The 23464-nt window shown below is 73.7% G+C and carries 19 protein-coding genes; 5 read left to right on the top strand and 14 right to left on the bottom strand.

Translation table 11 applies throughout. From position 1 onward, the window contains the following. Positions 1–50: 50 nt before the first annotated feature. The 3 genes from POL72_RS46740 to nadC form a co-directional block, all read right to left on the bottom strand. Positions 51–704 (bottom strand): radical SAM protein, encoded by a 654-nt coding sequence (locus POL72_RS46740; RefSeq protein ID WP_272103494.1) that lies wholly within the window; start codon positions 702–704, stop codon positions 51–53. Between the two features lie 117 nt (positions 705–821). Continuing rightward, a complete protein-coding gene (locus POL72_RS46735; RefSeq protein WP_272103492.1) occupies positions 822–1643 on the bottom strand; it encodes a biotin--[acetyl-CoA-carboxylase] ligase in 822 nt (273 codons plus the stop codon). Continuing rightward, the gene (gene nadC, locus POL72_RS46730) at positions 1640–2497 is read right to left on the bottom strand and encodes a carboxylating nicotinate-nucleotide diphosphorylase (RefSeq protein WP_272103491.1); all 858 of its coding nucleotides are present in this window, start codon (positions 2495–2497) and stop codon (positions 1640–1642) included. Before nadC ends, POL72_RS46735 begins: the two co-directional genes overlap by 4 nt. A gap of 320 nt (positions 2498–2817) precedes the next feature. On the opposite strand from nadC, the gene POL72_RS46725 reads away from it, so the two are divergent. Continuing rightward, complete coding sequence (locus POL72_RS46725; RefSeq protein ID WP_272103490.1) at positions 2818–4890, top strand: serine/threonine-protein kinase; 2073 nt, start codon at positions 2818–2820, stop codon at positions 4888–4890. Positions 4891–5361: 471 nt separating this feature from the next. Here the strand turns inward: POL72_RS46725 and POL72_RS46720 are convergent, their stop codons facing one another. Continuing rightward, positions 5362–5859, bottom strand: coding sequence for a hypothetical protein (locus POL72_RS46720; protein ID WP_272103488.1), 498 nt, complete (start codon positions 5857–5859; stop codon positions 5362–5364). Positions 5860–6012: 153 nt separating this feature from the next. Between POL72_RS46720 and POL72_RS46715 the strand changes: the two genes are divergently transcribed. Next, positions 6013–6216 carry a hypothetical protein gene (locus POL72_RS46715; protein ID WP_272103487.1) on the top strand — a complete coding sequence of 68 codons (204 nt, stop codon included), beginning with the start codon at positions 6013–6015 and terminating at the stop codon, positions 6214–6216. A gap of 45 nt (positions 6217–6261) precedes the next feature. Here the strand turns inward: POL72_RS46715 and uvrA are convergent, their stop codons facing one another. The 3 genes from uvrA to POL72_RS46700 form a co-directional block, all read right to left on the bottom strand. Further along, the gene (gene uvrA, locus POL72_RS46710) at positions 6262–11607 is read right to left on the bottom strand and encodes an excinuclease ABC subunit UvrA (protein WP_272103485.1); all 5346 of its coding nucleotides are present in this window, start codon (positions 11605–11607) and stop codon (positions 6262–6264) included. 237 nt (positions 11608–11844) lie between these two features. After that, on the bottom strand, positions 11845–13497 hold the full coding sequence (locus POL72_RS46705) for a DUF8740 domain-containing protein (RefSeq protein ID WP_272103483.1): 1653 nt from the start codon (positions 13495–13497) through the stop codon (positions 11845–11847). Between the two features lie 40 nt (positions 13498–13537). Next, positions 13538–13969 (bottom strand): hypothetical protein, encoded by a 432-nt coding sequence (locus POL72_RS46700; RefSeq protein ID WP_272103481.1) that lies wholly within the window; start codon positions 13967–13969, stop codon positions 13538–13540. Between the two features lie 186 nt (positions 13970–14155). On the opposite strand from POL72_RS46700, the gene smpB reads away from it, so the two are divergent. From smpB to POL72_RS46685, 3 genes are all read left to right on the top strand, one after another. Beyond that, positions 14156–14680 (top strand): SsrA-binding protein SmpB, encoded by a 525-nt coding sequence (gene smpB / locus POL72_RS46695; protein WP_272103479.1) that lies wholly within the window; start codon positions 14156–14158, stop codon positions 14678–14680. Then, positions 14677–14979 carry a hypothetical protein gene (locus POL72_RS46690; RefSeq protein ID WP_272103478.1) on the top strand — a complete coding sequence of 101 codons (303 nt, stop codon included), beginning with the start codon at positions 14677–14679 and terminating at the stop codon, positions 14977–14979. The genes smpB and POL72_RS46690 overlap by 4 nt, the downstream gene beginning before the upstream one ends. A 190-nt stretch (positions 14980–15169) precedes the next feature. Further along, the gene (locus POL72_RS46685; RefSeq protein ID WP_272103476.1) at positions 15170–16624 is read left to right on the top strand and encodes a DUF362 domain-containing protein; all 1455 of its coding nucleotides are present in this window, start codon (positions 15170–15172) and stop codon (positions 16622–16624) included. Here POL72_RS46685 and POL72_RS46680 read toward each other — a convergent pair. From POL72_RS46680 to POL72_RS46650, 7 genes are all read right to left on the bottom strand, one after another. Then, the gene (locus tag POL72_RS46680; protein ID WP_272103475.1) at positions 16602–17144 is read right to left on the bottom strand and encodes a hypothetical protein; all 543 of its coding nucleotides are present in this window, start codon (positions 17142–17144) and stop codon (positions 16602–16604) included. The genes POL72_RS46685 and POL72_RS46680 overlap by 23 nt on opposite strands. A gap of 41 nt (positions 17145–17185) precedes the next feature. Beyond that, complete coding sequence (locus tag POL72_RS46675; RefSeq protein WP_272103474.1) at positions 17186–17605, bottom strand: hypothetical protein; 420 nt, start codon at positions 17603–17605, stop codon at positions 17186–17188. Positions 17606–17729: 124 nt separating this feature from the next. Beyond that, a complete protein-coding gene (locus tag POL72_RS46670) occupies positions 17730–18494 on the bottom strand; it encodes a hypothetical protein (protein WP_272103473.1) in 765 nt (254 codons plus the stop codon). Next, the gene (locus POL72_RS46665) at positions 18484–19773 is read right to left on the bottom strand and encodes a P-loop NTPase family protein (protein WP_272103471.1); all 1290 of its coding nucleotides are present in this window, start codon (positions 19771–19773) and stop codon (positions 18484–18486) included. The genes POL72_RS46670 and POL72_RS46665 overlap by 11 nt, the downstream gene beginning before the upstream one ends. After that, complete coding sequence (locus tag POL72_RS46660; protein WP_272103470.1) at positions 19770–20510, bottom strand: hypothetical protein; 741 nt, start codon at positions 20508–20510, stop codon at positions 19770–19772. Before POL72_RS46660 ends, POL72_RS46665 begins: the two co-directional genes overlap by 4 nt. A gap of 185 nt (positions 20511–20695) precedes the next feature. Beyond that, entirely contained in the window at positions 20696–22000 is a 1305-nt protein-coding gene (locus POL72_RS46655) for a formylglycine-generating enzyme family protein (protein ID WP_272103469.1), read from the bottom strand. Between the two features lie 4 nt (positions 22001–22004). Then, positions 22005–23450 carry a sigma-54-dependent transcriptional regulator gene (locus POL72_RS46650; RefSeq protein WP_272103875.1) on the bottom strand — a complete coding sequence of 482 codons (1446 nt, stop codon included), beginning with the start codon at positions 23448–23450 and terminating at the stop codon, positions 22005–22007. Positions 23451–23464: the final 14 nt, after the last annotated feature.

Raw genomic sequence — 23464 nt, 5'->3', positions numbered from 1 at the left:
GGACGCCGCCCTCACCGCCACGAGCCGCAGCGCGGGGGGCGACCCGCGGGTCAGACCCCCTGCGCGTCCGCTCCCCAGATCACCTTGTGGAGCTGGACCTGCACCCGGACGCGGAGGCCGTCGTCGAGCACCCACTGGACGAGCTCCTTCGGCGACAGCTTGCCCCAGACGCACGAGGCGAGCAGCGTCACGCCGCGCGCGTCGAGGCGCCGCTCGCGGATGGTTTCCCGCATCCAGTCGTAGTCCGCCCGATCGGCGAGCACGAACTTGATCTCGTCGCGCGGCGTGAGGTGATCCAGGTTCGACCAGCGGTTCCGGTGGGATTCCCCCGAGCCAGGCGCCTTCAGGTCCATGATCTTGTGCACGCGCGGATCGACGCGCGACACGTCTGCCTCGCCGCTGGTCTCGACGAGGACCGTCCGGCCCGCGTCGCAGAGCTCCGCGAGGAGCGGGAACGACCCGGGCTGAAGGAGAGGCTCGCCCCCCGTGAGCTCGACGAGCGGCGTGCCGAGGGCCAGCGCGCGCTCCAGGACCTCGCCGCGGCGGATCCGCTTGCCGCCGTAGAAGGCCTGCGCCGTGTCGCACCAGGCGCAGCGCAGGTTGCAGCCGGTGAGCCGGACGAAGGTGCACGGCAGCCCGGCGAACGTCGATTCGCCCTGCACGCTGGCGTAGATTTCGTGGACGACGAGGGTGTCTTCTTTCAAGGAAGCGACGCCTCCGAGGAGCCTCGGTCGGCCTCGGCGGCGCCGCGCCGCCGGCGACCCGAGGTGGGGCGGAAGCTTTGGCCGCGCCGAGCGCGCAACGCAAGCGGCTCGGGGCGCTCAGCTGGAGATGACGCTGACCTCGCCCGCCGCCACCGCCCGGAGGATGCCGTCCGCGCCGCGGACGAGCAGGTGTCCCTCCGGATCGATCCCCGCCGCGACGCCGACCACCCCCGCGACCTCGACGCGACGGCCGCGCAGCCAGTCCATCCGGGCGAGATCCTCCGCGAAGGGCGCGAGCTCTCCTGCCTCGAACCTCGCCGCCGCGTCGCCGATCGCCTGGAGCAGCTCCGCGGCGAGGAGCTCGCGCGGGACGTCGTCGATCCCGAGCATCGCGAGCGACGTGGCCCGGGCCGACAGATCCGGCGGGAAGCTCGACGCATGGACGTTGAGCCCAACGCCGACGATCACGCTGCTCACGGACTCGCCGCGCAGCTGGGCCTCGACGAGGATCCCCGCCAGCTTGCGGCCCCCGGCGAGCACGTCGTTGGGCCACTTGAGCCGCACCTCGACGACGGAGCCGTCGGCCGATGCGCCGCGGGACGGAAGAGGCGCGAGCCGCCGCTCGATGACGGACGCGACGGCGAGCCCCATGACGAGCGCGATGGGGGCCACGCGGCTCGCCGGCAGGCTCGGGCGCAACACCACCGACAGGTAGAGGTTCTCGCCGGGCGGAGAGTGCCAGGAGCGCCCGCCGCGCCCCCGACCCTGCGTCTGCGCGTCGGCCAGAAACGCAGCCCCGTGCGGGGCGCCGGCAGCGGCCGCGCTCCGCGCGTCGTCGTTCGTCGACGCGGTCTCGGCCGCCACGGCCAGCGGCTTCCCGAACGACGCGCCCAGCCGCGAGAGCTCGCGCTCGATCGCCTCCCCGTCGAGCCGCCTCACAGCGAGAGATCCAGCGCGATGTCGGCCGCGCGCGCCGAATGCGTCAGCGCCCCGACGCTGATGACGTCGATGCCCGCCGCGACGAGCTCGGGGATGCGCTCCAGCGTGATGCCGCCGGAGACCTCGAGGAGAGGCCGGCCGTGCTGCGCCGACCGCACGCGCGCGGACGCGACCTTGACGTCGGCCAGCGTGAAGTTGTCGAGCATGATGATGTCGGCGCCGGCGGCCAGCGCCTGATCGAGCTCCTGCAGCGAGGCGACCTCGACCTCGACCTTCGTCGTGTGCGGGGCGCGCGCCCGCGCGCGGGCGATGGCGGTCGCGATGCCGCCCGCCGCGACGATGTGGTTGTCCTTGATGAGCACGGCGCTCCCCAGGCTGTCGCGGTGGTTGTGCGCGCCGCCCACGCGCACCGCGTAGCGCTCCAGCCCGCGGAGACCGGGCGTCGTCTTGCGGGTGTCGGTGATCCGCACGCCCGACCCGGCCGGGATCGCCTCGGCGTAGCGACGCGCCTCGGAGGCGACGCCGCTCATCCGCTGCGCGAGGTTGAGCGCGGTGCGCTCCGCGCTGAGGAGCGAGCGCGCGCGGCCACGCACCGTCCACAGCACGGTGCCGGCGCCGACGGCCGTGCCGTCCGCGACGAGCACCTCGCCCTCCACCTGCCGATCCAGGCGCTGAAAGACGCGCAGGAACACGTCGCCCCCGCACGCGACGAGCGGCTTGCGCGCGACCGCCTTCGCGGTCGCGCGCGCGGAAGCCTCGACACACGCCTCGGTGGTGAGATCGCCTCCCGCGAGGTCTTCTTCGAGAGAGCGATCGATCAGGGCATCGAGCAACGGCGCAGCCAGCACAGGCATCTCCTCGGCGCCGCTCCCACGCGGCGCTCCCAGGTATACTCGGTCCCGCACGCGCGCATCAGCGCTGTCGCGCCCACACGAACCCCGACAACGCATCGCGTCACCACAGCTCCTTGCAGGGGCACGTGTATGCTGGAGCGTTCGACCTCAGCCGTAGGGGCGCCCTGGACGGGACGCGGGCGGGAATGGATGGGGCTTGCGGCGCCGAAAAGCAGGGCGGATCGCGATCATCGCGACGCTGTGTCGCACAAATGGGGCTGACGTTCGTCTACCAGCCTGTGAGACTCTCCGAGCAACTCCAGCGCCCTCAACGGAGATCGATGCGTCCGCAGGCAGGCCAGGTCATCAACAACAAGTACCGACTCGTGCGCCTCATCGGCGATGGCGGCATGGGGAGCGTCTACGAAGCCCGCCACGAGGTGCTGGGGACGACGGTCGCCCTCAAGTTTCTCCACCCCGAGCTGTCCCGCCGCTCCGGCCTCGTGCAGCGCTTCCTTCAGGAGGCGCGCGTCTCCGCGCAGATCCAGAGCGCGCACGTGGTTCGCGTCAGCGACGTCGACCAGACGGCGTCCGGCCTGGCGTTCATCGTGATGGAGTACCTGGAGGGGAAGACGCTCCAGACCCTCTACGAGGAGCTCTACCGCGCAGGCGTCCGTCTCGGGTACCCCGACGCGCTCGAGTACGCGATGCAGATGCTCGAGGGCGTCGAGGCCGCCCATCGCGCGGGCGTCGTCCACCGGGACCTCAAGCCGGACAACGTGATCATCACGAAGACGGCCAAGGGAGAGCCGCTCATCAAGCTGCTCGACTTCGGCATCGCCAAGCTGAAGGTCACGGGGGAGCTCGATCGCGGGCTGACGCGCCCCGGCGTGATCATGGGCACCCCCGAGTACATGGCGCCCGAGCAGGCCTACTCGGCGGACTCCGTCGACGCGCGCGCCGACATCTTCTCGCTGGGCGTCATCATCTTCGAGATGCTGGCCGGCCGCCGGCCGGTCGGCGGCGATGAGCCGCAGCAGATCGCGGGGGCCTACCTCTCGGGCCAGATCTCGCGGCTCTCCGACCTGGCGCCGGAGCTCGCGCCCGGCCTCTGCGCCGCCATCCACCGCGCCATGGCGGCCTCGCCGCCGGATCGCTTCGCGACCACCGCCGAGTTCCGCAGCGCCCTGGAGCCGTTCGCCCGAGCCGCCCGCGCCCCGTCGGCGCTCACCCCTGCGCCGTCCGAGGTCAGCATGGCGCGGTCGTCCGGGGCCGCCCTGGCAGCAGCCCTCGCGGCGCCCGGCATGCTCACGCCCTCCGCAGCGGCGCCCGCGACCAACGCGATGGGGGACGGTCGCACCAGCTCCGTTCCCAAGACGATTCCGCCGGAGGACGGCGGCGCGCAGCACGCGTCGAGCGGCCCCCCGGGCGGTCTCGGGCCCTCGACCCCCATGGGCGGCTTCTCCTCGGATGCCCGTGGTCCCTCGGCGTCGGCTCCAGGGTTCACGCCGAGGCCAGAGCCCTCCTCAGGCCCGTACTTCGCCCAAGGGGGCTATCCCCAGATCGCGCAGCCGGCGACCGTCAGCGCCGCCCCCTACGCTCCCCCCCAGGGGGTGCCTGCCACGAGCCACGAGCCGGGACCGTTCGATGTGTCGCCGCGCCCGGGAGGGACGGCGGTCGGAGGCGCGCCGTTCATCGACAGGAGCGGGGTCCCGGGCGGCGGATTCAACGGCGGTCCAGCGCCAGGGTATGGCGGTGCGTATGGCGGCGGCGCGCAGGGCTACATCCCTGGGACGGCGCCGATGGATCCGCTGCCGAGGATCTCGCAGAGCGCGTCGGCGCACGGCGCGCAGCGGCCCGCACGACGCGGGACTTCGCTGTTCGCCATCCTGCTGCTCGCCACGGGGATCACGGGAGCCGTCGTCGGCGGTCTGTACATCGCCAACGAGCTGAGCCGGAAGGAGCAGGCCGACGTGGGGCCGGCCCTTCCGACCCTCCAGCCGGCCAACACGGTGCCTTCGGATCCGAGCCCGCCCGCGACGACGCCCACCGCCGTGACGCCCCCGGCGGTGACGCCGCCTCCTGTTGAGCCGCCCGTGGTCGCCAAGCCTCCGCCCCGGCCGACCACGACGGCGAAGCCCCCGGCCACACCGAGCACGACGGGAACGCCGCCGACCACGACGGCGCCGACGACACGCCCCAGCGGGACGACGATCATCCCCCAGCTCCCCTGGGTCATCCCGTCGACGCTGCCGCCGTTCCCGTTCCCCGCGCCGACCAGCGCACAGCCGCCGGCCAACCCCCAGCCGAACACGACGAGCCCGCCGACGACGAGCCCGCCGACGACGAACCCGACCACCACCACGCCGCCGGACAGGCCTCGACGACGCGTGATCATCGTACCCAACAACTGACGCGCCCGACGCGTACGGTAGGTAGGATGCGATCTCGATGAGCAACCAGAATAGCGGTCCGCCGCCGGGATGGCCTGCGCCCCCGAGCGGCATGTACGGCCCTGGCAAGACCGTGCCCGGCGAGCCTCCGCTCGCAGGGCTCAACTCGCCGCAGGGCGCCTTTCCCGTGCCGCCCGGCACCGCGCCGCATGATCCGAACGCCGCTGGCGCAGCCGTCCCGCGGACCCTCGTCGAAGGCGGGACCAACAGCGCGCCCCCCGGAACGCCCGGCCCTTACGGCGCTCCCGCAGGCCCGTACGGCGCGCCGCCGCCCGGAGCACCCGGCCCGTACGGCCCCGGTGCGACAGCGAATTACGGCGGCCCTCCTGGAGCTGGGAGCGCTTACGGGCAGCCGCCCCAACCTCCCAGCCCGTACGGCGGCTCGCCGTTCGGGGCCCCGAGTGGCCTTGGAGCCGGCGGACCGCCGGGCTTTCATGCCGGCGGCGCTCCCCAGCCGCCGGGTGGCGGCGCGCTGTACCCGGCGCCGATCCCCGCACGGCCTCGCGCGAAGAGCTCCGGCCCGACGCTCGCGCTGATCGGGATCGGCGCGTTCGTGCTCATCGGAGGGCTGACGACCGCCTTCTTCGTGATCCGCAGCCGAGGGTCGTCCGAAGATGCCGCAGCGCTGACGCCCATCGAGGCGCCCCCGGCGCCTGCGTCGGTCGCCGGCGATCCGGCGCCTCCCCCGCCGACGGCCGCCACCCCCGCGGCGACCGCGCCGCAGCCTCCCGCGGCGGAGCCGGCCCCCGTGGCGGCCCCGAAGCCGACGGCGCAAACACAACCCAAGCCGACGGCGACGACCCCTGCACCTACCGCCACGGCGACGACCCCTGCGCCTACCGCCACAGCGACGACCCCGACGCCCACCGCCACGGCGACGACCCCTGCGCCTACCGCCACAGCGACGACCCCTGCGCCGACCCCTTCCACGTCCTCGACGGGTCGTCGAAGGATCGTCCTGCCAGGCAGCCACTGAGCTGTCCTGCGCCGCCCGCTGTGCCGCTGGCAGCGGCGCGGCGGGTCCGTGCCGAGGTCGCACGAGCCCGCTTGACAGGGCGGTCACGGTGATCAGGTTCCGATGCCATGAGCAAATCCGGGACCGCCGCCGTGCTTTCTTTCCTTATTCCGGGCGTTGGACAGCTCTACAACGGCGCGTTCCTGCGCTGCATTTTCTGGCTGATCGTCACCCCCGGCCTGTGGATCGGCTCGGGCGGCTGGCTCGGCTGGATCTGCCACGTGATCTCCGCCTACACCGCGTACCAGTACGCGAAGCGCGCAGGCGGCTGAGCCGCGCTCCCTGGGACGGCGCGCCGGTTCGCGCGGCGCGCCCGCTCAGGTAGCCTTCGCGAAGATCCGCTTTAGCACCTCGCCCGTCGCCGTCGGCTGACGCGCCACCTCGCGCGGGGTGCCCTCCGCCACGATGCGCCCGCCGCCGGCGCCGCCCTCCGGGCCGAGCTCCACCACGTGATCCGCGCACGCGATGACCGCCGGGTGGTGCTCGATGATCACCAGCGTGTCGCCGCGCTCGACGAGGCGATCGAGCACGCGGACCAGGCGCGTCACGTCCGCCAGATGCAAGCCGGTCGTTGGCTCGTCGAGCACATACAGCGTGGGCTTCGGCCGCGCGCCGGCCGTCAGCTCCGCCGCGAGCTTGAGACGCTGGGCTTCGCCGCCCGAGAGCGTGTGCGAACCCTGCCCGATGTGGAGATAGCCCACGCCGAGATCGCACATCGTCGAGAGCGGGGCGCGGATCTTCGGGTGGGCCGCGAAGACCTCGACGGCCTCCTCCGCGGTGAGATCCAGGAGCTCGCCGACGGACAGGCCGAGGTAGCGCACGTCGAGCGTCGCCGGCTCGAAGCGCGCGCCGCCGCACGCCTCGCACGGCGTGGTCACGTCCGGCAAGAACGACATCTCGTGCGCGATGACGCCCTGCCCCTCGCACGCGGGGCACCGCCCGCCGGAGGCCGTGTTGAAGGAGAACCGCGCAGGGCCGTAGCCGCGCACCTGCGCGTCGGGGCAGGCAGCGTAGAGCTTGCGGACCTCGTCCCAGACGCCAAGGAACGTCGCGGGGATCGAGCGCGGCGTCCGCCCGATGGGCGACTGATCGACGGCCACCGCCCGCAGGATGCCCTTCGGCAGCCGCAGCGCCTTGTGCGGTCCCGGCTCGGGCGCCTCCAGCTTCAGCGCGCGGCGCGCGGCGGGGTAGAGCACCTTCTGGATCAGCGTGCTCTTCCCCGAGCCGGACACGCCGGCGATCACCGTCATCCGCCCCGCGGGGATGCGGAGCGTGTCCCCCTGGAGGTTGTGCGCGCGGGCGCCGAGGAGCTCGATCTGCTCGCGCACCTGAGGGCGCGCCGGGCGCGCGCTGAGCAGCGCGTCCTCGCCGGCGAGCGCTCGGGCGGTCGGCGAGTCGGGGTTCGCGAGCACCGCGCGCGACGGCCCCGCCGCGACGATCCGGCCGCCTTTGCGCCCGCCCGAGGGGCCGAGGTCGATCAGGTGATCCGCCGCGCGGATCGTGTCGGCGTCGTGCTCCACCATGAGCACGGTGCTCCCCATGCTGGCGAGCCTCCGGAGGTTGCCGAGCAGCCGGTCGGTGTCGCGCGGGTGCAGGCCGATGGTCGGCTCGTCGAGGACGTACAGCGCCCCGGTGAGGCCGCTGCCGAGCTGCGCCGCGAGCCGCAGGCGCTGCATCTCGCCGCCCGAGAGGGTGGCCGCGCGCCGATCGAGCGTGAGGTAGCCGAGGCCCACCTCGCAGACGAAGTCGAGCCGGCGGCAGAGCTCCTTGTGCGGCGCCTCGGCGATCAGCGCGCGATCGCCCGTGAACTGTAGCCCCCTCGCCCACGCGGCCGCGGCCGCGACCGAGCGGCCCGACGCCTGGTGGTAACGCTCTCCGGCGAGCCGGACCGCGCGCGGGATCGGCGCGAGGCGCGAGCCGCCGCAGTCCTCGCACGGGTCGGGCGTCGCGAGCGCGTCGTCGTCGAAGTCCGAGGCGCCCGTCCCCTCGCACGACGCGCAGCGGCCCTGCTTCGTGTTGAAGGAGAACCAGCGAGGATCGAGCTCCGGGACACCGACACCGCAGCGCGGGCACGTGCGCGTCGTGGAGAGCAGCTGCTCTCCGCCGCGGCCGCCGACGAGCTTGACCGCGCCGCGACCGAACGAGAGGGCGCGATCGAAGAGGGCGCGATCCAGCCCGTCCATGCGCCCCTCGTACATCACGAGATCGATCGAGTGCTCGCGGCGCTTGTCGAGGCGAGGAGGGCTGTCGGTCGCGCACGGCTCGCCGTCGGCGAGCGCGCGGGTGATGCCGGCCCGGGCGGCGGCGGTGAAGACGTCGAGGTACGTCCCCTTGCGCGCCACGACGGCGGGGGCGAGGAGCGTCCGCGCGCCGCGCGTCGAGACGAGCGAGCGGTAGACCTCGTCCGGCGATCGCGCCTCGATCGGCACGTCGCAGTCCGGGCAGCGCGCCTCGCCGACCTTGGCGTAGAGCAGCCGCAGGTAGTGCGCGATCTCGGTCACGGTCGCGACGGTCGAGTTGGCGCCGGAGCGCGTTGTGCGCTGCTCGAGCGCGATCGAGGGGGGGACGCCGGTGACGCGATCGACGTCCGGCCGCGGCAGCGTGGGGAGGAACTGGCGCGCGTAGGGGGTCAGCGTCTCGAGGAAGCGCCGCTGGCCCTCGGCGAAGACCACGTCGAACGCGAGCGTGCTCTTGCCAGAGCCGCTCGGGCCGGTGACGACGACGATCTCGCCGTGCGGGATCACGGTCGAGACCTCGGCGAGGTTGTGCTCGCGGGCGCCCTCGACCTCGATCCGCCCCCGGTCGAGCGACGCGCGCGCGGCGGCGCCGCCGCGCTTGCCGGGCTTCGGGGCCGCAGGGGCCGCCGCCGCACCGCGCCGCGGACGCCGAGCGCCGCCGTCGCCCCGCTGCGCGAACCACTCCGCCAGCGAGACGCCGGTCCGCGTCGCCGTCCTGGCCACCGCCTCGGGCGTCCCCTCGGCGACGACGCTCCCGCCCTCGCTGCCCGCGCCCGGGCCGAGATCGACGACCCAATCCGCCGCGGCGATGACGTCGAGATCGTGATCGACGACGATCACGGACGCGCCCTCGGCCACGAGCACGGAGAGCGCGGCGTTGAGGTGCGTCACCTCCTCGGGGTGAAGGCCGGCGCTCGGCTCGTCGAGGAGGAAGAGCGCGCCCGCGCAGGGCTCGCCGAGCGCGCGCGCGATCTTCAGCCGCTGCGCCTCACCGCCGGAGAGCGTCGAGAGCGGCTGGCCGAGCGTGAGGTAGCCGAGGCCGAGCTGCTTGAGCGGCGCGAGCGCCCGCCGGACCGCGGGCTGCCCCATGAAGACCTCGAACGCCTCGTCGATCGAGAGGTCGAGCACGTCGGCGACCGAGCGGCCGTCGAGCTTCACCTCGAGCACCTCGTCGCGGAACCGCTTGCCCTTGCAGGTCGGGCAGGTCAGCGACACGTCGGCGAGGAACTGCATCTCGATCGTCTCGCTCCCCTCGCCCGCGCACGCCTCGCAGCGCCCGAGCGCGACGTTGAACGAGAAGTGGCCGGGCCCGAGATCCCGCGCCGACGCCTCCGGTTGCTCGGCGAAGAGCGCGCGGATCCGGTTCCACGCGCCGGTGTAGGTGGCAGGGTTGCCCCGCGAGGTGCGCCCCAGCGGCGCCTGGTCGACGAGCGTGACGGTGCGGATGTCGGCCGTGCCCTCGATGCGCCTGTACAGGCCGGGCGCCTCGACGTCCTTGTAGCCGCGCGCCCTCGCGACGTGCCGGTAGAGCACGTCGTTCACCAGCGTGCTCTTGCCCGAGCCGCTCGGCCCCGTGATCGCCACGACGACGCCGAGCGGCACGTCGACCGTGACGTCGCGGAGGTTGTTCTCGCGAGCGCCGTGGATCGTGATCTTCCCGCTCGGCGCCCGGCGCTCCGCGCGCGCCGGCGCCAGCGGGCCGCGCGCGGCGAGCCCGTCGGGCGGGCCGTCGAAGGTGACGCGCCCGCCCTGCTTGCCCGCGCCGGGGCCGAGCTCGACGACGCGATCGCTCGCCCGGACGACGAGGGGCTCGTGCTCGATGACGAGCACGGCGTTGCCGCGATCGGCGAGCTCGCGCATGGCCGCGATGAGCGGCGGGATGTCCGTCGGGTGCAGCCCGACCGTCGGCTCGTCGAGCACGAAGAGCGCGCCCGTCAGCGACGTGCCGAGCGCCGCGGTGAGCGCGACGCGCTGCGCTTCGCCGCCGGAGAGCGTACGCGCCTGGCGGGCGAGCGAGAGGTAGCCCAGCCCGACCCGCTCGAGGTACCCGAGCCGCGCGATGAGCTCGCGGCGCGCCATCTCCCCCTGGCCCGTCTGGGGGCGCTCGGCCTCGAGGCGCGCGCGGGCGTCGCGGAGCTCGAGCTCGTGCCAGGCGGCGAGATCCAGGCCGCCGACGCGGTAGAGGAGCGACTCGGGGGAGAGCCGCTTGCCGTTGCACGCGACGCACACGTCGTAGGTGCGGTAGCGCGCGAGCAGCACGCGGACGTGCATCTTGTACGTGCGCGTCTCGAGCCAGCGGAACCAGGCCTTCACCCCGGGGTACTTCCCCTGGGTCCATGAGCCCTCCCCCTCGAGCACGAGCGCGCGCTGCGCGTCGGAGAGGTCGCGCCACGGCTTGTCGGTGCGGATGCCCTTCCGCTCGCAGAACGCGCGGAGCAGCTTCCGCTCCCACGTCGTCGAGCGGCCGTTCCAGGGCCGGATCGCGCCGCCCGCGATCGACTTCGAGGCGTCCGGGATCACCTTGTCGTAATCGATGCCGAGCGTGCGGCCGAAGCCGCGGCACGAGGGGCACGCGCCGGTCGGGGACTGGTACGAGAACAGCCCGGGGCGCGGCGGATCGAAGGCGCGCGCGCACGAGGGGCAGGCGAGCCCGCGCACGAGCCGGAGCCGCGTGGGCCCCGCCCCCTGGCCGACCTGCTCGTCGGCCTTGCGCTGCAGGTGGAGCGAGGCGTCGCCCCCGCTGCCCTTCCACGCCTCCTCGATGGCGGCGCCGAGGCGCCGGCGCTCTCGGGGGGCGACCCGGACGCGATCGACGATGACCTCGACCTTGTCGACGCCGCTCATCGCCTCGGACGGCGCCACGGTGTCGATGTCGCGCGCCTCGCCGCGGACGAGGAGGCGCCGGTAGCCGGCGGCGAGCAGCGACTCGCGCACGTCGAGGAACCGCTCGGTTCCGGCGACCGGGATCGGGTACGTGACGAGCGCGGTCGCCCCCTCGTGCGCGCTCGCGGCGAGGTCGGCCGCGCGCGCCGGATCGGTCCGCGCCGCCGGCACCTCGCAGGACGGGCAGACAGGCACCGCCTCGCGCGCGAAGAGCGCGCAGAAATACGGCTCGAGGTCGGCCATCGTGGCGACGGTCGACCGCGAGCTCTTGACCGGCGCGCGTCGATCGACGGCGACGCCGGCCGCCACCGGCTCGAGCGCGTCGATCGGCGGCCGCTCGAGCCGCTCGAGGAACTGGCGAGCGTACGGGCTGAAGCTCTCGACGAACCGGCGCTGTCCCTCGGAATAGAGCGTATCGAGCGCGAGCGACGATTTGCCGGCGCCCGAGACGCCAGCGATGGCCACGAGCTCGCCGGGCCGGAAATCGAGGTCGATGCCCTGGAGGTTGTGCGTGCGGGCGCCGCGGAGAGAGATCGAGTGCATAGGAGGCGCGGTAGGGTGAACCCGCGGGGACGCCGTCCGGAGTGGACACGCCCGCGTGAAAACCGCGAGTGTTTAGCCCCCTTTCAGCCCATCGTCGCGGACGATCGTACGAGGGGGGCGCGCCGACCGAGCGCGCCGCAGCATTGCGTTCTGCGCCGTCGAATTATCAGGGCACGTGGCGAGGGACCCGGGGGCGGGGTGCGCACGACGCTCGGGCGCGCCCGGCAGGCGCTGCGGCTAGCCGTTGACGAGGACGATCGAGAGGTAGCCGTAGTCGTTGCTGGTCCAGTTCGGGCTGAAGGTCTGGCCGCACATCCCGATGTTGTAGGTGCCCGCGGCGAGGCCGGTGATGACGGCGCTGAGCCCGAAGGAGACGCGGGTCTCCGCGGGAAGCCGGCCGCCTGCCATACCGAGGCCGACCGCCTGGACCTCGTCGAGCACCGTGCCAGACGGCCCGGAACGAACCCGCTGGTAGCACATGTAGAGCTTGAGGGTGTCCGCGGGCGAGCCGTCTGTGCCCAGGTACCGATGCGCGGTCGCGTAGATGGACTGGCTCGTCGACGAGACCGCCACCAACGCTGTCGGTCCGAAAAAGTCGACAGGCTTCCCGGCCGGCAGGGAGGAGTACGGACCGACGCCCTGGACCGTCAACGTCAGCACGACCCCCTGGGGCCCGGTCGGACCAGCAGGACCGGTAAACCCGCGTGGTCCCTGCGGACCGGTAGGGCCCACGGGTCCCTGCGGGCCGGTAGGGCCCACGGATCCCTGCGGGCCGGTAGGGCCCGCTGGTCCTATCGAACCGGCAGGACCCGCTGGTCCCATCGGACCGATCGGCCCCTCGGGCCCGAGCGGGCCCATTGGCCCCTCCGGTCCCATCGCGCCCACCGGGCCTTCTGGTCCCCTCGGGCCCATCGGCCCCTCCGGTCCCATCGCGCCCTCCGGGCCATCTGGTCCCCTCGGGCCCATCGGCCCCTCCGGCCCCATCGCGCCCTCCGGGCCTTCTGGTCCCCTCGGGCCCATCGGCCCCTCTGGCCCCATCGGGCCCTCCGGCCCCTCTGGTCCCCTCGGCCCCTCTGGCCCCATCGGGCCCACCAGGCCCTCTGGTCCCATCGGACCTGCTGGCCCCGTGGGCCCGATGGGACCTGCGGGCCCTGCCGCGCCCTCCGGCCCTCTAGGGCCAGCCGCGCCTTCCGGCCCCGTGAGCCCGATGGGACCTGCGGCGCCCGTTGGCCCGACCGCTCCAGGCGGCCCGGCCGGCCCTGTCGGACCCGCAGCACCCGCAGGCCCGGTCGCACCGACCCTCCCCTCCGGGCCCGTCGGTCCAGGCGGGCCTGCTACACCGGCAGGACCGATCGGCCCAGGCAGCCCTTGCGGTCCCTGAAGCCCCGCCGGCGAGCCGACCCACTCGCCGTTCTCGTCGATCACGAGGACGCCGTTCACGATGACCCCGCGTTCGCCGAGCACCAGCGTGTTGCCGCTCGTGGTGTTCACCGTGACCGAGGTCGGCGTGATGTCGCCGTTCACATTGCCGGCAAGCAGCGCATACGGAACGCTCGCGACCGTCGCGCGTGGCTCCAGCTCGACATCGTCACCGACGGTGATGCCGAGGTACCGCTCGGCGCCGTCGAAGATCGCTCCCTCGAACGGGACGATCGAGCCGAGGCGCACCGAGAAGAAGCCGTCCTCGAACGTGATCGAGTGGACCTCGCTCCACAAGGGCGTCGAAGCGTCGCGCTCGTCGTAAAGGGCGAACACGACATCGAGCGTCGCGCTGATGGGCGCGTCGCGCTCGTCGTAGAGCCGGCCCTGATGGGTGATGGTCGCCGGAACCGCCGCAGCCGCGGTCCCTGCGCCCATGACCGCGCCCGCCGCCAGGGCGGATGCCGTCATGCATCGCGCGATCATCGACGTCCGCATCACCAGCTCCTCGTCATGGCAAGCTCCCGTTGGCTCCGATGAGCCCTCCTCGCATCCGAACCTTGGGTGAGGTCGACGTGCCCTGGTTCTGCGTCGGCTGGCCGAGCGTGAACACCATGCGGTAGCGCGAGCTCCTCGCGACCTCGCCGGCCGTCACCGTCTCGGTCGCCCCGAGGCGCCTGGGAGTCTGCGTGCCCCCGCCCCGCCCGTCGCCGCCCTGCCCATCGCCGCCGCCCCGCCCGTCGCCGCCCTGCCCATCGCCGCCGCCCTGCCCGTCGCCGCCGCCCCGCCCGTCGCCGCCTTGCCCGTCGCCGCCCCACCCCCCATCGCCGCCCACGGTGCCGCCGTCCGCGGCGACGCCGCAGCTGCAGCTGCACGCGGGGAGCAGCGCAGAGCTGACCACGATCGCCCCGAGCCAGGCCGAAAAGCGCAGTCCGCGATTCACTGAGTCCTCCAGGCCGACGGCAGGTCGTGCGAAAGGACCATTGGACGAGCGGCGGCGATCGGCGTCAAGCGATGACGCCGCCACCGCAGCGGGACGCGCCGCGCGAAGCGGCGCGCAGCCGCGGCGCGCTCGCGCCGCCCCGTGAAGCGGTGTGGACAGGCGGCGGCGCGCGCGCTATGCGGCCGCGTGAGCCGCGCTGGCAAAGAGAAAGAGCGAGAGGGGGAGAAGCTCATCGTGCGCAACAAGCGCGCGACGTTCGACTACACCCTCGACGATCGGTTCGAGGCAGGGTTGGTGCTGCTCGGCAGCGAGGTGAAGATGCTCCGCGAAGGCGCGGCCGAGCTCACCGACAGCTGGTGCGCCATCGAGAACGGAGAGGCGTTCCTGAAGGGGGTCAACATCCCCGTGATGCCCGGCGCCGCCTTCGGGCACGAGGCGAAGCGCCCGCGCAAGCTGCTGCTGCACGAGAGCGAGATCGAGACGATCCGCAAGAGCGTGGAGCGGGAGGGCATGACCGTGATCGCGACCCGCCTCTATTTCAAGCACGGCCGCGTGAAGGTCGAGATCGCCCTCGCGAAGGGGAAGAAGACCGTCGACAAGCGCGAGAGCCTGAAAGAGAAGGACGCCGCCCGCGAAGCCCGCGCGGCGATCGAGCGGGCCCGCGGCGGCGCCGCCCGCGGGCGGAGCGCCGGGCTGCGGAGGCCGGAATGACATCGCACCTCACCTGGTCCAAGGGCGGCGAGGCGGAGCTCGTCGAGCTCGACGGCGATCGCGTGCGGCTCCACTCGACCGCCTCCTCGGCGCCCGGAGCGCGCGTGGAGGGCTCGCTGCAAGCGACGGGGACGGCGATCCGGGTGAAGGTCGCCCGGTGCCGCCTGCGCACACCCACCGAGCCCAACGGCGCAGCGCCCGGTGAGCGTACCTACGAGCTCGAAGGCCGGCTCATCGATGCGACGCGCGAGGTCCGCGCCGAGCTGGCGCGGCTCGTCGGCGGCGAACGCACGGGCTGAGCCACGACGATCCGTCCAGCAGCGAACGCCACGCCGTTCTGCATGGGCAACGCGGCGTGGCTCGTCCGGCGGCCAGAGTTGCGATGGCTCAGCGCGACCCATACGCTGGCTTTCTATGAAAATTACGTCGCGCCCTCGTGTAATTCTGCGCCGCTGCTCGACGTATGACGTTGCGAAGATCCGCAGCATCGTGCGCAGCGGTCTCGAAGAGCTCTCGCTGCGCCCGCATGGCCGGACGCTCATCAAGCCCAACGTCGTCGCGTCGGGCGCGCACTTTCCGCACGCGTACACGCGGCCCGAGTTCGTCGAGGGGGTGATCGGCGCGCTCAAGGATCGCGACGACGGGCGCGTGAGAGAGCTCGCCGTCGGGGAGCGGTGCGGCATCACGCTCCCGACCCGCATGACGTACGAGAGCGCCGGCTATTACCCGATGTTCCGCCGGACCGGGGTCAAGCACTACCACTTCGAGGAAGAGCAGCAGGTCGAGATCCCGCTCACGCACGAGGGCCGGCTGCGCGACTACGTGTTCACGCCGGAGCCCGTCGCGAGGGCCGACTTCTTCGTGAACTGCCCCAAGTTCAAATCGCACCCCTGGACCACGGTGACCTTCTCGATGAAGAACTACATCGGGATCCAGGACGATCGGCACAGGCTCATCGATCACGATCACCGGCTGAACGAGAAGGTCGCCGACCTCCAGTACATCGTGCAGCCGCAGTTCATCGCGATCGACGCCATCACCGCCGGCGAGGGCCGGATGCTCACGCCCTCGCCGTTCGACCTGGGCCTCATCATCATGGGGAACAACCAGGTCGCGTTCGACTCGGTCTGCTGCCAGATCATCGGCGTCGATCCGAGGAGCGTCGAGCACATCCGCCTGGCGTCGGAGCGCGGCTTCGGCCCGATGGATCTCGGCGACATCGAGATCGCGGGGGACGTGACGCTCGAGGAGGCGAAGCACAAGGCCAAGGGGTTCAAGGTGGGCCTCGTCCGCGTCGAGAAGTACTTCGAGGGCACGAACATCACGGCCTACGCGGGCTCTCCGCCCGAGCCCGAGCGCACCGACTACTGCTGGGGCGGCTGTCCAGGGGCCATCGAGGAGGCGATCGAGATCCTGCGCGAGTACGACAAGGAGTGCGACGCGAAGATGCCGCGGATGCACGTCGTGTTCGGCGCCTACGACGGCCCCATCGACGCGAAGCCGGGCGAGAAGGTGATCTTCATCGGCGACTGCGCGACGTACAAAGGGAAGATCGGCGATCAGCTGGTCAGCATCGAGAGCCTGTACCGGGAGCGGAGCGCGCGGGACCCCTACACAGCGAAGCACGACGACGTCCTCGCGAAGATGGTGAAGGTGACGACCAAGCTCGCGATGGCCCGGAACGAGACCACCCTCCGGCTCGAGGGCTGCCCCGTGAGCGTGGCGGAGCAGGTGCTCACGCTGGTCACGCTGGGCAAGACGAAGAACCCCTACTTCGCCCCCGACCAGCTGCTCGACTTCAACAAGGCGTACGTCGCCTGGCGCGGGGCCTCGCTCGCGAAGCGGCTCGCCGGCAAGCCCTACCAGGTCCACGGCGCCTGCCCGCGCGGCGAAGCGGCGCCCGAGCTCCCGTCCGAGCCGCCTAGCCCGCCGGACGCAGAGTGAGATCGAAGAGGACGTCGAGCTCGTCCCGCACCTTGAAGGCGCCGAGCGGCCCCTTCACCTCCCGCACGCCGAGCGCAGCCATCGACAGCTGACAGGTGCCCGTCACCCCGATCGCTCCGTCGCCGCGATCGCGCGAGGAGAGCCGCGCCACCAGGGCGGCGCTCCCCGAGGCGACCTGGACGCGCACCTCGGCGCGGTCACGCGTGGCTCCCGAGGCGCGCACCGTCACGATCTCGGTCCCCCCGAGCACCTCGCCGCGCAGGCGCCGCTCGATGTCGCCGCGATCTCCCGCGGAGAGCGCGTCGGGATCGACGCGATCGCCGCGCAGGACCCCCGCGACGGAGAGCCTGGCCACGGGGATCTCGAGCTCGGCGGTCCATGACTCGCCGTCGAGACGCGCCCGACCGCGCAGCTCGGACGCCGTGATCTCGAGGTCGTGCGCCAGGCGCGCGAGCATCCCCACGGCTCGGGTGTGGATCGTCAGGCGGGACGCGTTCGGATCGAGGTGCAGCTCGCTCATCGGATGGAGCTCCTTTTCGTCGTCATGCAAGGGCGCGCCGGTCAGCGGCGCTTGGAGCGGCGGGGGCCGTCGGGCACGAGCACGTAGCGGCTCGACGACGGCTCGGGCTGCCGGAGGAGCTCGGCCCGGAGCAGCGCCTCCGCGAGCCGCGCCTCGATGACCTCGTCCGTGACGCCTGGCTCGAGGGTCACCACCGCGGCCTGGATGTCGCGCGCCAAGGCGTCGAACTCCGCGCTGTCGAAGGCGTAGATGTCGTCGGGGAACAAGAGCGCGAGCGGCTTCCGCTCCACGGCCGTGTTCGTCAGCGCCGCGAGGTCGCTCTCGACGATGAGCATGACGCGAGCCCGCAGGCACATCCCCCTGCAGCGCGCCGCCAGCGCCTCGGACGAGCCGACGAGCAGGACCGATCGAGGCGCGTTGACCGCCTTGGTGGCCTCGTCGTCCCCGTGCTCCTGAGTCATTCCCCGAAGAGTACGTGAACGAGCGGATGAAGCCATCCCTCTTGCGCCGCTCGCGCCATCGCCGTGAACGTCAAGCAGCCGGTCGGGGCAAGGCGAGCTGAGCCCCGCCGCCCCGGCCCGCGCGCTATTCCCTGCAGCGAGCCGCCGCGGCGAGCGCGAGGACGAGGGCGCTCGACGCGAGCAGGGCGGCGCTCGCGGGCTGCCCGAGCCCGAGCGGCGACGGGCCGCCGAGGAGGTTGACGGCGTTGCCTCGGGGCAACAGTGCGCCGATCACCCCGGCCGAGCCACCGAGCAGGAGATCGACCGCGAGCGGCACGAAGCGACCGACGCCGCGCCGGAAAAAGGTCGCGCCGAGCGAGAACCAGCCAGCGTAGGCGGCTCCGGTGAGCGCGCCGATCCACCCACTGACGAGCATGTCTCGGACGAATGGCGCAGCGCCGGGACCATGGGCGACGGCGACGACGACGGCGGCGAGCAGCGCTCCCACGAGGGCGGAAGCGAGGGCCGTGGCCAGGGCGATGCCGAGCGCGACATGGTGGGACGGGGCGCCGAAGCGGGCCACCGGCCAGGCCGCGTCGCGCAGCGTTGTGCGATCGGCGGCGTCGGCGGCGAGGGCGAAGATCGTGAGCGGCGTGGCGAGGCGGAACGTGGAGAGCAGCGCCCGGTCCACGGCCCCGGAAGACCCGAACGCGACCTCGATGACCGCGGCCGCGAGCGCGAGCGCGGCGCCGAGCCCGAACGCCAGCAGCGGGCGCCGCGCGCGGAGGCGGCTCAGGGTCATCTCCATCCCGAGGCGGACCGCCGTCAGCGCGGGCCCGCCCCGCTCGGCCCCCCCTTCCGCGGGAGGCAGCGGCCGCGCAGCGGCGCTCGATGCGCTCTCACCCACCATCGTGGCGTCCTGTCTCCGCGGCGCGCGGCGAACCGTCGGCCCCCGGCGGGTCGGCCCCGATCCGTCCGCCGAAAGCGGCATCACCGGGCGCCGACAACGGCTCGCCAGCGGGCGCGGACGGGCCGTCCGACGGCCGGCTGGGCGGCGCTGCCGGGCCGGGCGGCGCCGGTGCGTCGAAGGCCGCCACGGCGAACGGCCCCTGGGGCGCGCCCGGCAGCGGGGCAGCGCCCTCGATCGCAGGTGCGCCGAAGGGCCGGCGCGAGCGAACGGCGGCCAGGTGCAGCGCGGTCGCCGCCCGCACGTCGTGCATCGACGGGGGCGGCGAGGAGATCGCGATGAGCGTGACGTCCTCCCTCGCGGCCGCATCCAGGATCGCGAGCGCGGCCGCATCCCTGTCCGCGGCCCGGATCCGCAGCGTCGACGACGCCTCCGCCGGCCCCTGCTCCCATGCGCCCGCGCGCACGGCGGGAGCGCTCGCGAGCGCCGCGGCGAGCGCGCGAGCGCCGGGCGCGTCGGGCGCCCGCTCGTGGACGAGCACGTGGATCTCGACCTCGGGCCGCCCCGCATCCGGTGGGGCGGCGCCCGGGGCGGCGGCGAGGCGCTCGCCGGCGCCGGGCTCGGTTCGCGCGATGACGCCGCGATCGAGCACGTGGATGCGGTCGGCGAGGGAGATCGCGTCGACGGTCGAGGACGTGACGAGCACGACGCAGGCGCCAGCTGCCGCGAGGGCGCGCAGGCGCTCTCGGACCGGCTCCGGAGACGGCACGGCGACGTCGGCGAACGGCTCGACGAGGCAGAGCAGGAGCGGCCGCGGCACCCCGAGGGCAAGCGACAGCTCGACCGCCCGGGCCTCGGAGAAGCTCAGCGAGGCGGCGCGGCGGGCGAGGAGCGGCGCCACGCCGAGCGGCTCGAGGAGCGCCGCGGCGCCGATCGCGGGCGCGCCGCGGGCCCGGAGCGCGACCGATATGCAGGACGCCACCGACGCGCCGTCGGGCAGCTCCGGCGTGGCGGCAAGGACGCCGATCTGCGCCCGCGTCGCCGCGCTCCGGCGCGGGTCGCGCCCCGCCACGAGGACGCGGCCGGCGAGGGGCGCCGCGCGCCCTGCGAGCACCTCCGCGAGGGCGAGCGTCCCGTCCTCCGGGGCGCCGAGCACCGCGTGCACGCCCGGGCCGAGCGCCAACGACAGGCCGGAGAGGCCCCCGCGAGGGCGCCCTTCCTCGCCGGCGCCGTCGCGCGCGCGCACGCCCTCGAGCACCACGACGGGCGCGTCCGGGCTCATCCTGCGGGGCCTTCGGCCGAGCGGGCCGCAAAGGAGAGGAACGCGCCGAGCGCTCCCGGGATCGACCACCTCGAGTCGCCGGCGAGATCGGCGAGCCCCCAGGGGACGAGGGTCAGCGCCAGGAACAGGGCGCGCCCCCGCGCCCCGGCGACGCGGCCGCTCGCCGCGGCGAGGCCGCCGAGCGTCACACCGGAGACCACGCCGAACAGGGCGAGCGCGGCGCCGAACGCGAGGTGCTGGAGGCCGAGCAGCAGCGAGCCGGAGAGGAGCGCCGCGAGCACCGAGAGCGCGGCCAGCGGGAGCGCGACGACGCGCGCGACCTCGAGCATCGCGGCGAGGCTGCGGACGCCGTGGAGCACGGCCCGCGAGATCCCCCGCGCGGCGGCGAGCGCCTCGATGCCGTCGCGGCGGTCGGCCCCCGGGCGATCGTGCGCCGCCGCGAGGGCGATGGGGCCAGCGGCCGCCCACGCGAGCCCGCGCGCCGCGGATCCGAGCAGCCCCTCCAGCGAGGTCGTCCCGTCGTCCAGCCGGAGCACGAGCGCCGTGACGCCGCACCCCAGCGAGATGAGCGCCGCCATGGCGAGGCCGAGCCGCCCGCCGCGCGCGCCGCGGAGCCGCGCGCAGCCGAGCGCCACGGCTGCGCGCAGCGAGCGCCGCGCAGCCGCGCGCCGCCGCGCGGGATCGTCCGGACGCTTGCTCGGCGCGTCGCGCGGTTCGGGGTCGTGCGGGCTGGTCATCGGAGGGAGCGCGCGGACGGCGCGGGGCGGCGACGCGCGCTGCTAGCGCTGCCCTTCCAGGCGCCCGGGCGCAAGCCGAATGTGCCACGGGCCGGAGCGCGCCGCCGGAATGTGGTGCCGCCGCGCGCCAGCGCCAGCCGTCGCGACTGCGAGCCCCGGCGCGCGCCGCGCGGGGCCGAGGGGCCTCAGTCGTACGAGAGCCCGCGGCGCCCCTTGTGCTTGCGCTTGCGCTCCTTGTCGGCGACGCCGATCTTGCCCCACTCGTAGGTGATTCGGCGGCGGAAGGCGCCCAGCGCATCGCCGCCGTACAGGAAGAGCTCGCGCGGCGAGTCCGTCTCGCCGATCGTTGGCTCCCAGAGATCCGACGGGACGAACGCGAGCAGCGCCGGCGCGCTCATGCGCATCCGGGCGACGAGGAGCCCGCACGTCGTCCCGTCGCCCGGGCGCGCCCGCTTCGCGCGCTTGGCACGGCTGCGCGGCGCCCCGTTCACCCCGGCCGGCCGCGCGCAGCCGCCGCCGAGCACGAGCTCCTCGTTGCCCCGGGGGTGCCAGGTCCACGTGCGGTCCACGCTGAACGCCCCCGCGGCCGACCCGGCCCGGGGCGCGTTGCGCGCCTCCTCCGGCGCGAGCTCTGCGAGCTGCGCCGCCGCGCGCGGGTCGACCAGCGGCTCCAGCCGGAGCGGACGATCGCGCGTCACATCGAGCACCACCTCGAAGCTGTTCACCTCGCCGGCGCAGCAGCGGACGCCGACCTCGGGGCGGCGCGTGTCCGGCTTGGCGCCGCGCCCGTGGGCGCATCGCCCGACGAGCTCGCCCGCCGGCCCGTTGCCTCCGCGCAGCGTGACGAGCCCCGGCTTGCCGCTGTCCCGCTGCCACTGGCTCGATGTCCAGGTCCACACGCCGCCATGGAGATCGTGCACCCCGAACGCGCTCACGCACCCGGCGTTCACCCCGTTGGGCGTCAGGACCCGGCTCTGGCCGGTCGCGCAGACCGGCGCCTTGTACGTGTCGCCGTACTCGTACGTGGTGTTGTCCGGCCCCTTGCAGGCCCGCTCGATCTCGAGCTCCGTGCAGAGGCGCTTGCCCTGCGCCTCGCACAGCGCGCGCGCCTCGTCCTGCGCGATGTTCGTGGTCGGGATCGCGCCGACCTCGTTGGGGTACGAGAAGATGTCGATGTAGAAGCCGTGCATCACGACCTGCGCGCCCGCCATCTCCTCGTCGGCGATGCGCGGCAGCCGGTCCGGCGGCGTGCCCGCGATGAGCACGCCCTTCGGGATCCACGCCATGCCGGGGCGCGGCTCCGGCTCGTTCTGGCTCACGTCCCAGGGCGGGGCGGCGTCGAGATCGGCGTCCGCGCCCGGCGGGGCGCCGCCGCGATCGCAGCCGGGAGAGGCCGCGAGGAGGCCGGCGAGCGAGGCGGCGGCGGCGAGGGCCTTCCCCCCTGGCGCGCGGCCCGGTGCGCGGACGGAGCGCTGCTCGCCGAGGCCCACGGGCTCACTCGGCGTCGCGCTCGCGGAGGTTCAGCTCCTTCATCTTGAGCTGGAGCCCCTTGCGCGAGATCTTGAGGAGCCGCGCGGCGTGGGTGACGTTGCCGTGCGTCTGCTTGAGGGCGCGCTCGATGAGGTCGCGCTCGAGCTTGCTCATCGCCGCCTTCACCTGCTCCTTGAGGCCGTCGGGCGTCGACGGCGCGGCGGAGGTGTCCGCGGCGGCGGCCGCGAGCGGCAGCGACGCGCCGGGCAGAGGCGCGGCGCCGCTGCGGATCTCCTCCGGCAGGTCGTCGAGGCGGATGCGCGCGCCGTCGGCGAAGAGCAGCGCCCGCTCGACGACGTTCTCGAGCTCGCGGATGTTGCCCGGCCAGGCGTGCGAGGCCAGGCGCTCGAGCGCCTCGGGCTCGATGCCCTCGATGCTCTTCTTGAGGCGCGCGTTGAACTTCGCGACGAAGTGGGCGCAGAGGTGGGGGATGTCGCTCCTCCGGTCGCGCAGCGCGGGGAGCGCGATCGGGACGACGTTGAGCCGGTAGAAGAGGTCTTCCCGGAACGTGCCCGCCGCGATCTCCCGCTTGAGGTCGCGGTTGGTGGCGGCGACGAGCCGGACGTCGACGTGGATGGTCTTGATGCCCCCGACGCGCTCGAACTCGCTCTCCTGCAGGACGCGCAGGAGCTTCACCTGCATCTCGTTCGGGATCTCGCCGATCTCGTCGAGGAAGAGCGTCCCGCCGGAGGCGAGCTCGAAGCGCCCCGGCTTGGAGGCGACCGCGCCGGTGAAGGCCCCGCGCTCGTAGCCGAAGAGCTCCGACTCCATGAGGTCCTTCGGGATGGCCGCGCAGTTGACCTTGATGAACGGCCGGTCGCGGCGGCTGGAGTTCTCGTGCAGCGCCCGCGCGACGAGCTCCTTCCCGGTGCCGCTCTCGCCGCTGATGAGCACCGTGGTCGGCGTGTCGGCGACCCGCTCGAGGATCGCGTAGAGCTCCTGGATGGGCGGGCTCTCGCCGATGATGCCGAACCGGTCGGAGCCCCCCCGGGGCAGCGCCGCGGAGACGTCCCGCGTCGCGTCCGCGCTCGCGAGATCGCGGGTGCGGAGCGCCTTCTTCACGACGACGCGCACCTCGTTCTGATCGAACGGCTTCGTGATGTAGTCGAACGCGCCCGTCTTGAGCGCCTCGACGGCGTTGTCCACGGTCCCGTGCGCCGTGAGCAGCACCACAGGCCGCGACGGGTCGTCGCGGAGCGCGGCGCGGAGCAGGTCCATGCCGTCGACCTTGGGCATCCGGAGATCGGTGATGACCAGGTCGATGTGGTGCTCCTTCAGGAACGCGAGCCCCTCCTCGCCATCTTCGGCGGTGTGGACCTCGTAGCCATCCCGGCCGAGCTGGGCGCTGAGGACGCGCCGGAGGTTCGCCTCGTCATCCACGACGAGGATCTGCTTCTTTTCGGGGAGCATCACCGGGCGAGACT

It is taken from the genome of Sorangium aterium, assembly GCF_028368935.1.
In the GTDB taxonomy this organism is placed as follows: domain Bacteria; phylum Myxococcota_A; class Polyangia; order Polyangiales; family Polyangiaceae; genus Sorangium; species Sorangium atrum.
Note: the sequence above shows the minus strand (reverse complement) of the source record. Positions and strands in the feature narration are given on the sequence as shown.

Coding starts and splice junctions, on each gene's coding strand:
- POL72_RS46660 (WP_272103470.1), bottom strand. CDS start 20,510: ATGACCAGCCCGCACGACCCCGAACCGCGCGACGCGCCGAGCAAGCGT.
- POL72_RS46650 (WP_272103875.1), bottom strand. CDS start 23,450: ATGCTCCCCGAAAAGAAGCAGATCCTCGTCGTGGATGACGAGGCGAAC.
- POL72_RS46690 (WP_272103478.1), top strand. CDS start 14,677: ATGACATCGCACCTCACCTGGTCCAAGGGCGGCGAGGCGGAGCTCGTC.
- POL72_RS46665 (WP_272103471.1), bottom strand. CDS start 19,773: ATGAGCCCGGACGCGCCCGTCGTGGTGCTCGAGGGCGTGCGCGCGCGC.
- POL72_RS46715 (WP_272103487.1), top strand. CDS start 6,013: ATGAGCAAATCCGGGACCGCCGCCGTGCTTTCTTTCCTTATTCCGGGC.
- POL72_RS46670 (WP_272103473.1), bottom strand. CDS start 18,494: ATGGTGGGTGAGAGCGCATCGAGCGCCGCTGCGCGGCCGCTGCCTCCC.
- POL72_RS46675 (WP_272103474.1), bottom strand. CDS start 17,605: ATGACTCAGGAGCACGGGGACGACGAGGCCACCAAGGCGGTCAACGCG.
- uvrA (WP_272103485.1), bottom strand. CDS start 11,607: ATGCACTCGATCTCTCTCCGCGGCGCCCGCACGCACAACCTCCAGGGC.
- nadC (WP_272103491.1), bottom strand. CDS start 2,497: ATGCCTGTGCTGGCTGCGCCGTTGCTCGATGCCCTGATCGATCGCTCT.
- POL72_RS46680 (WP_272103475.1), bottom strand. CDS start 17,144: ATGAGCGAGCTGCACCTCGATCCGAACGCGTCCCGCCTGACGATCCAC.
- POL72_RS46725 (WP_272103490.1), top strand. CDS start 2,818: ATGCGTCCGCAGGCAGGCCAGGTCATCAACAACAAGTACCGACTCGTG.
- POL72_RS46705 (WP_272103483.1), bottom strand. CDS start 13,497: ATGACGGCATCCGCCCTGGCGGCGGGCGCGGTCATGGGCGCAGGGACC.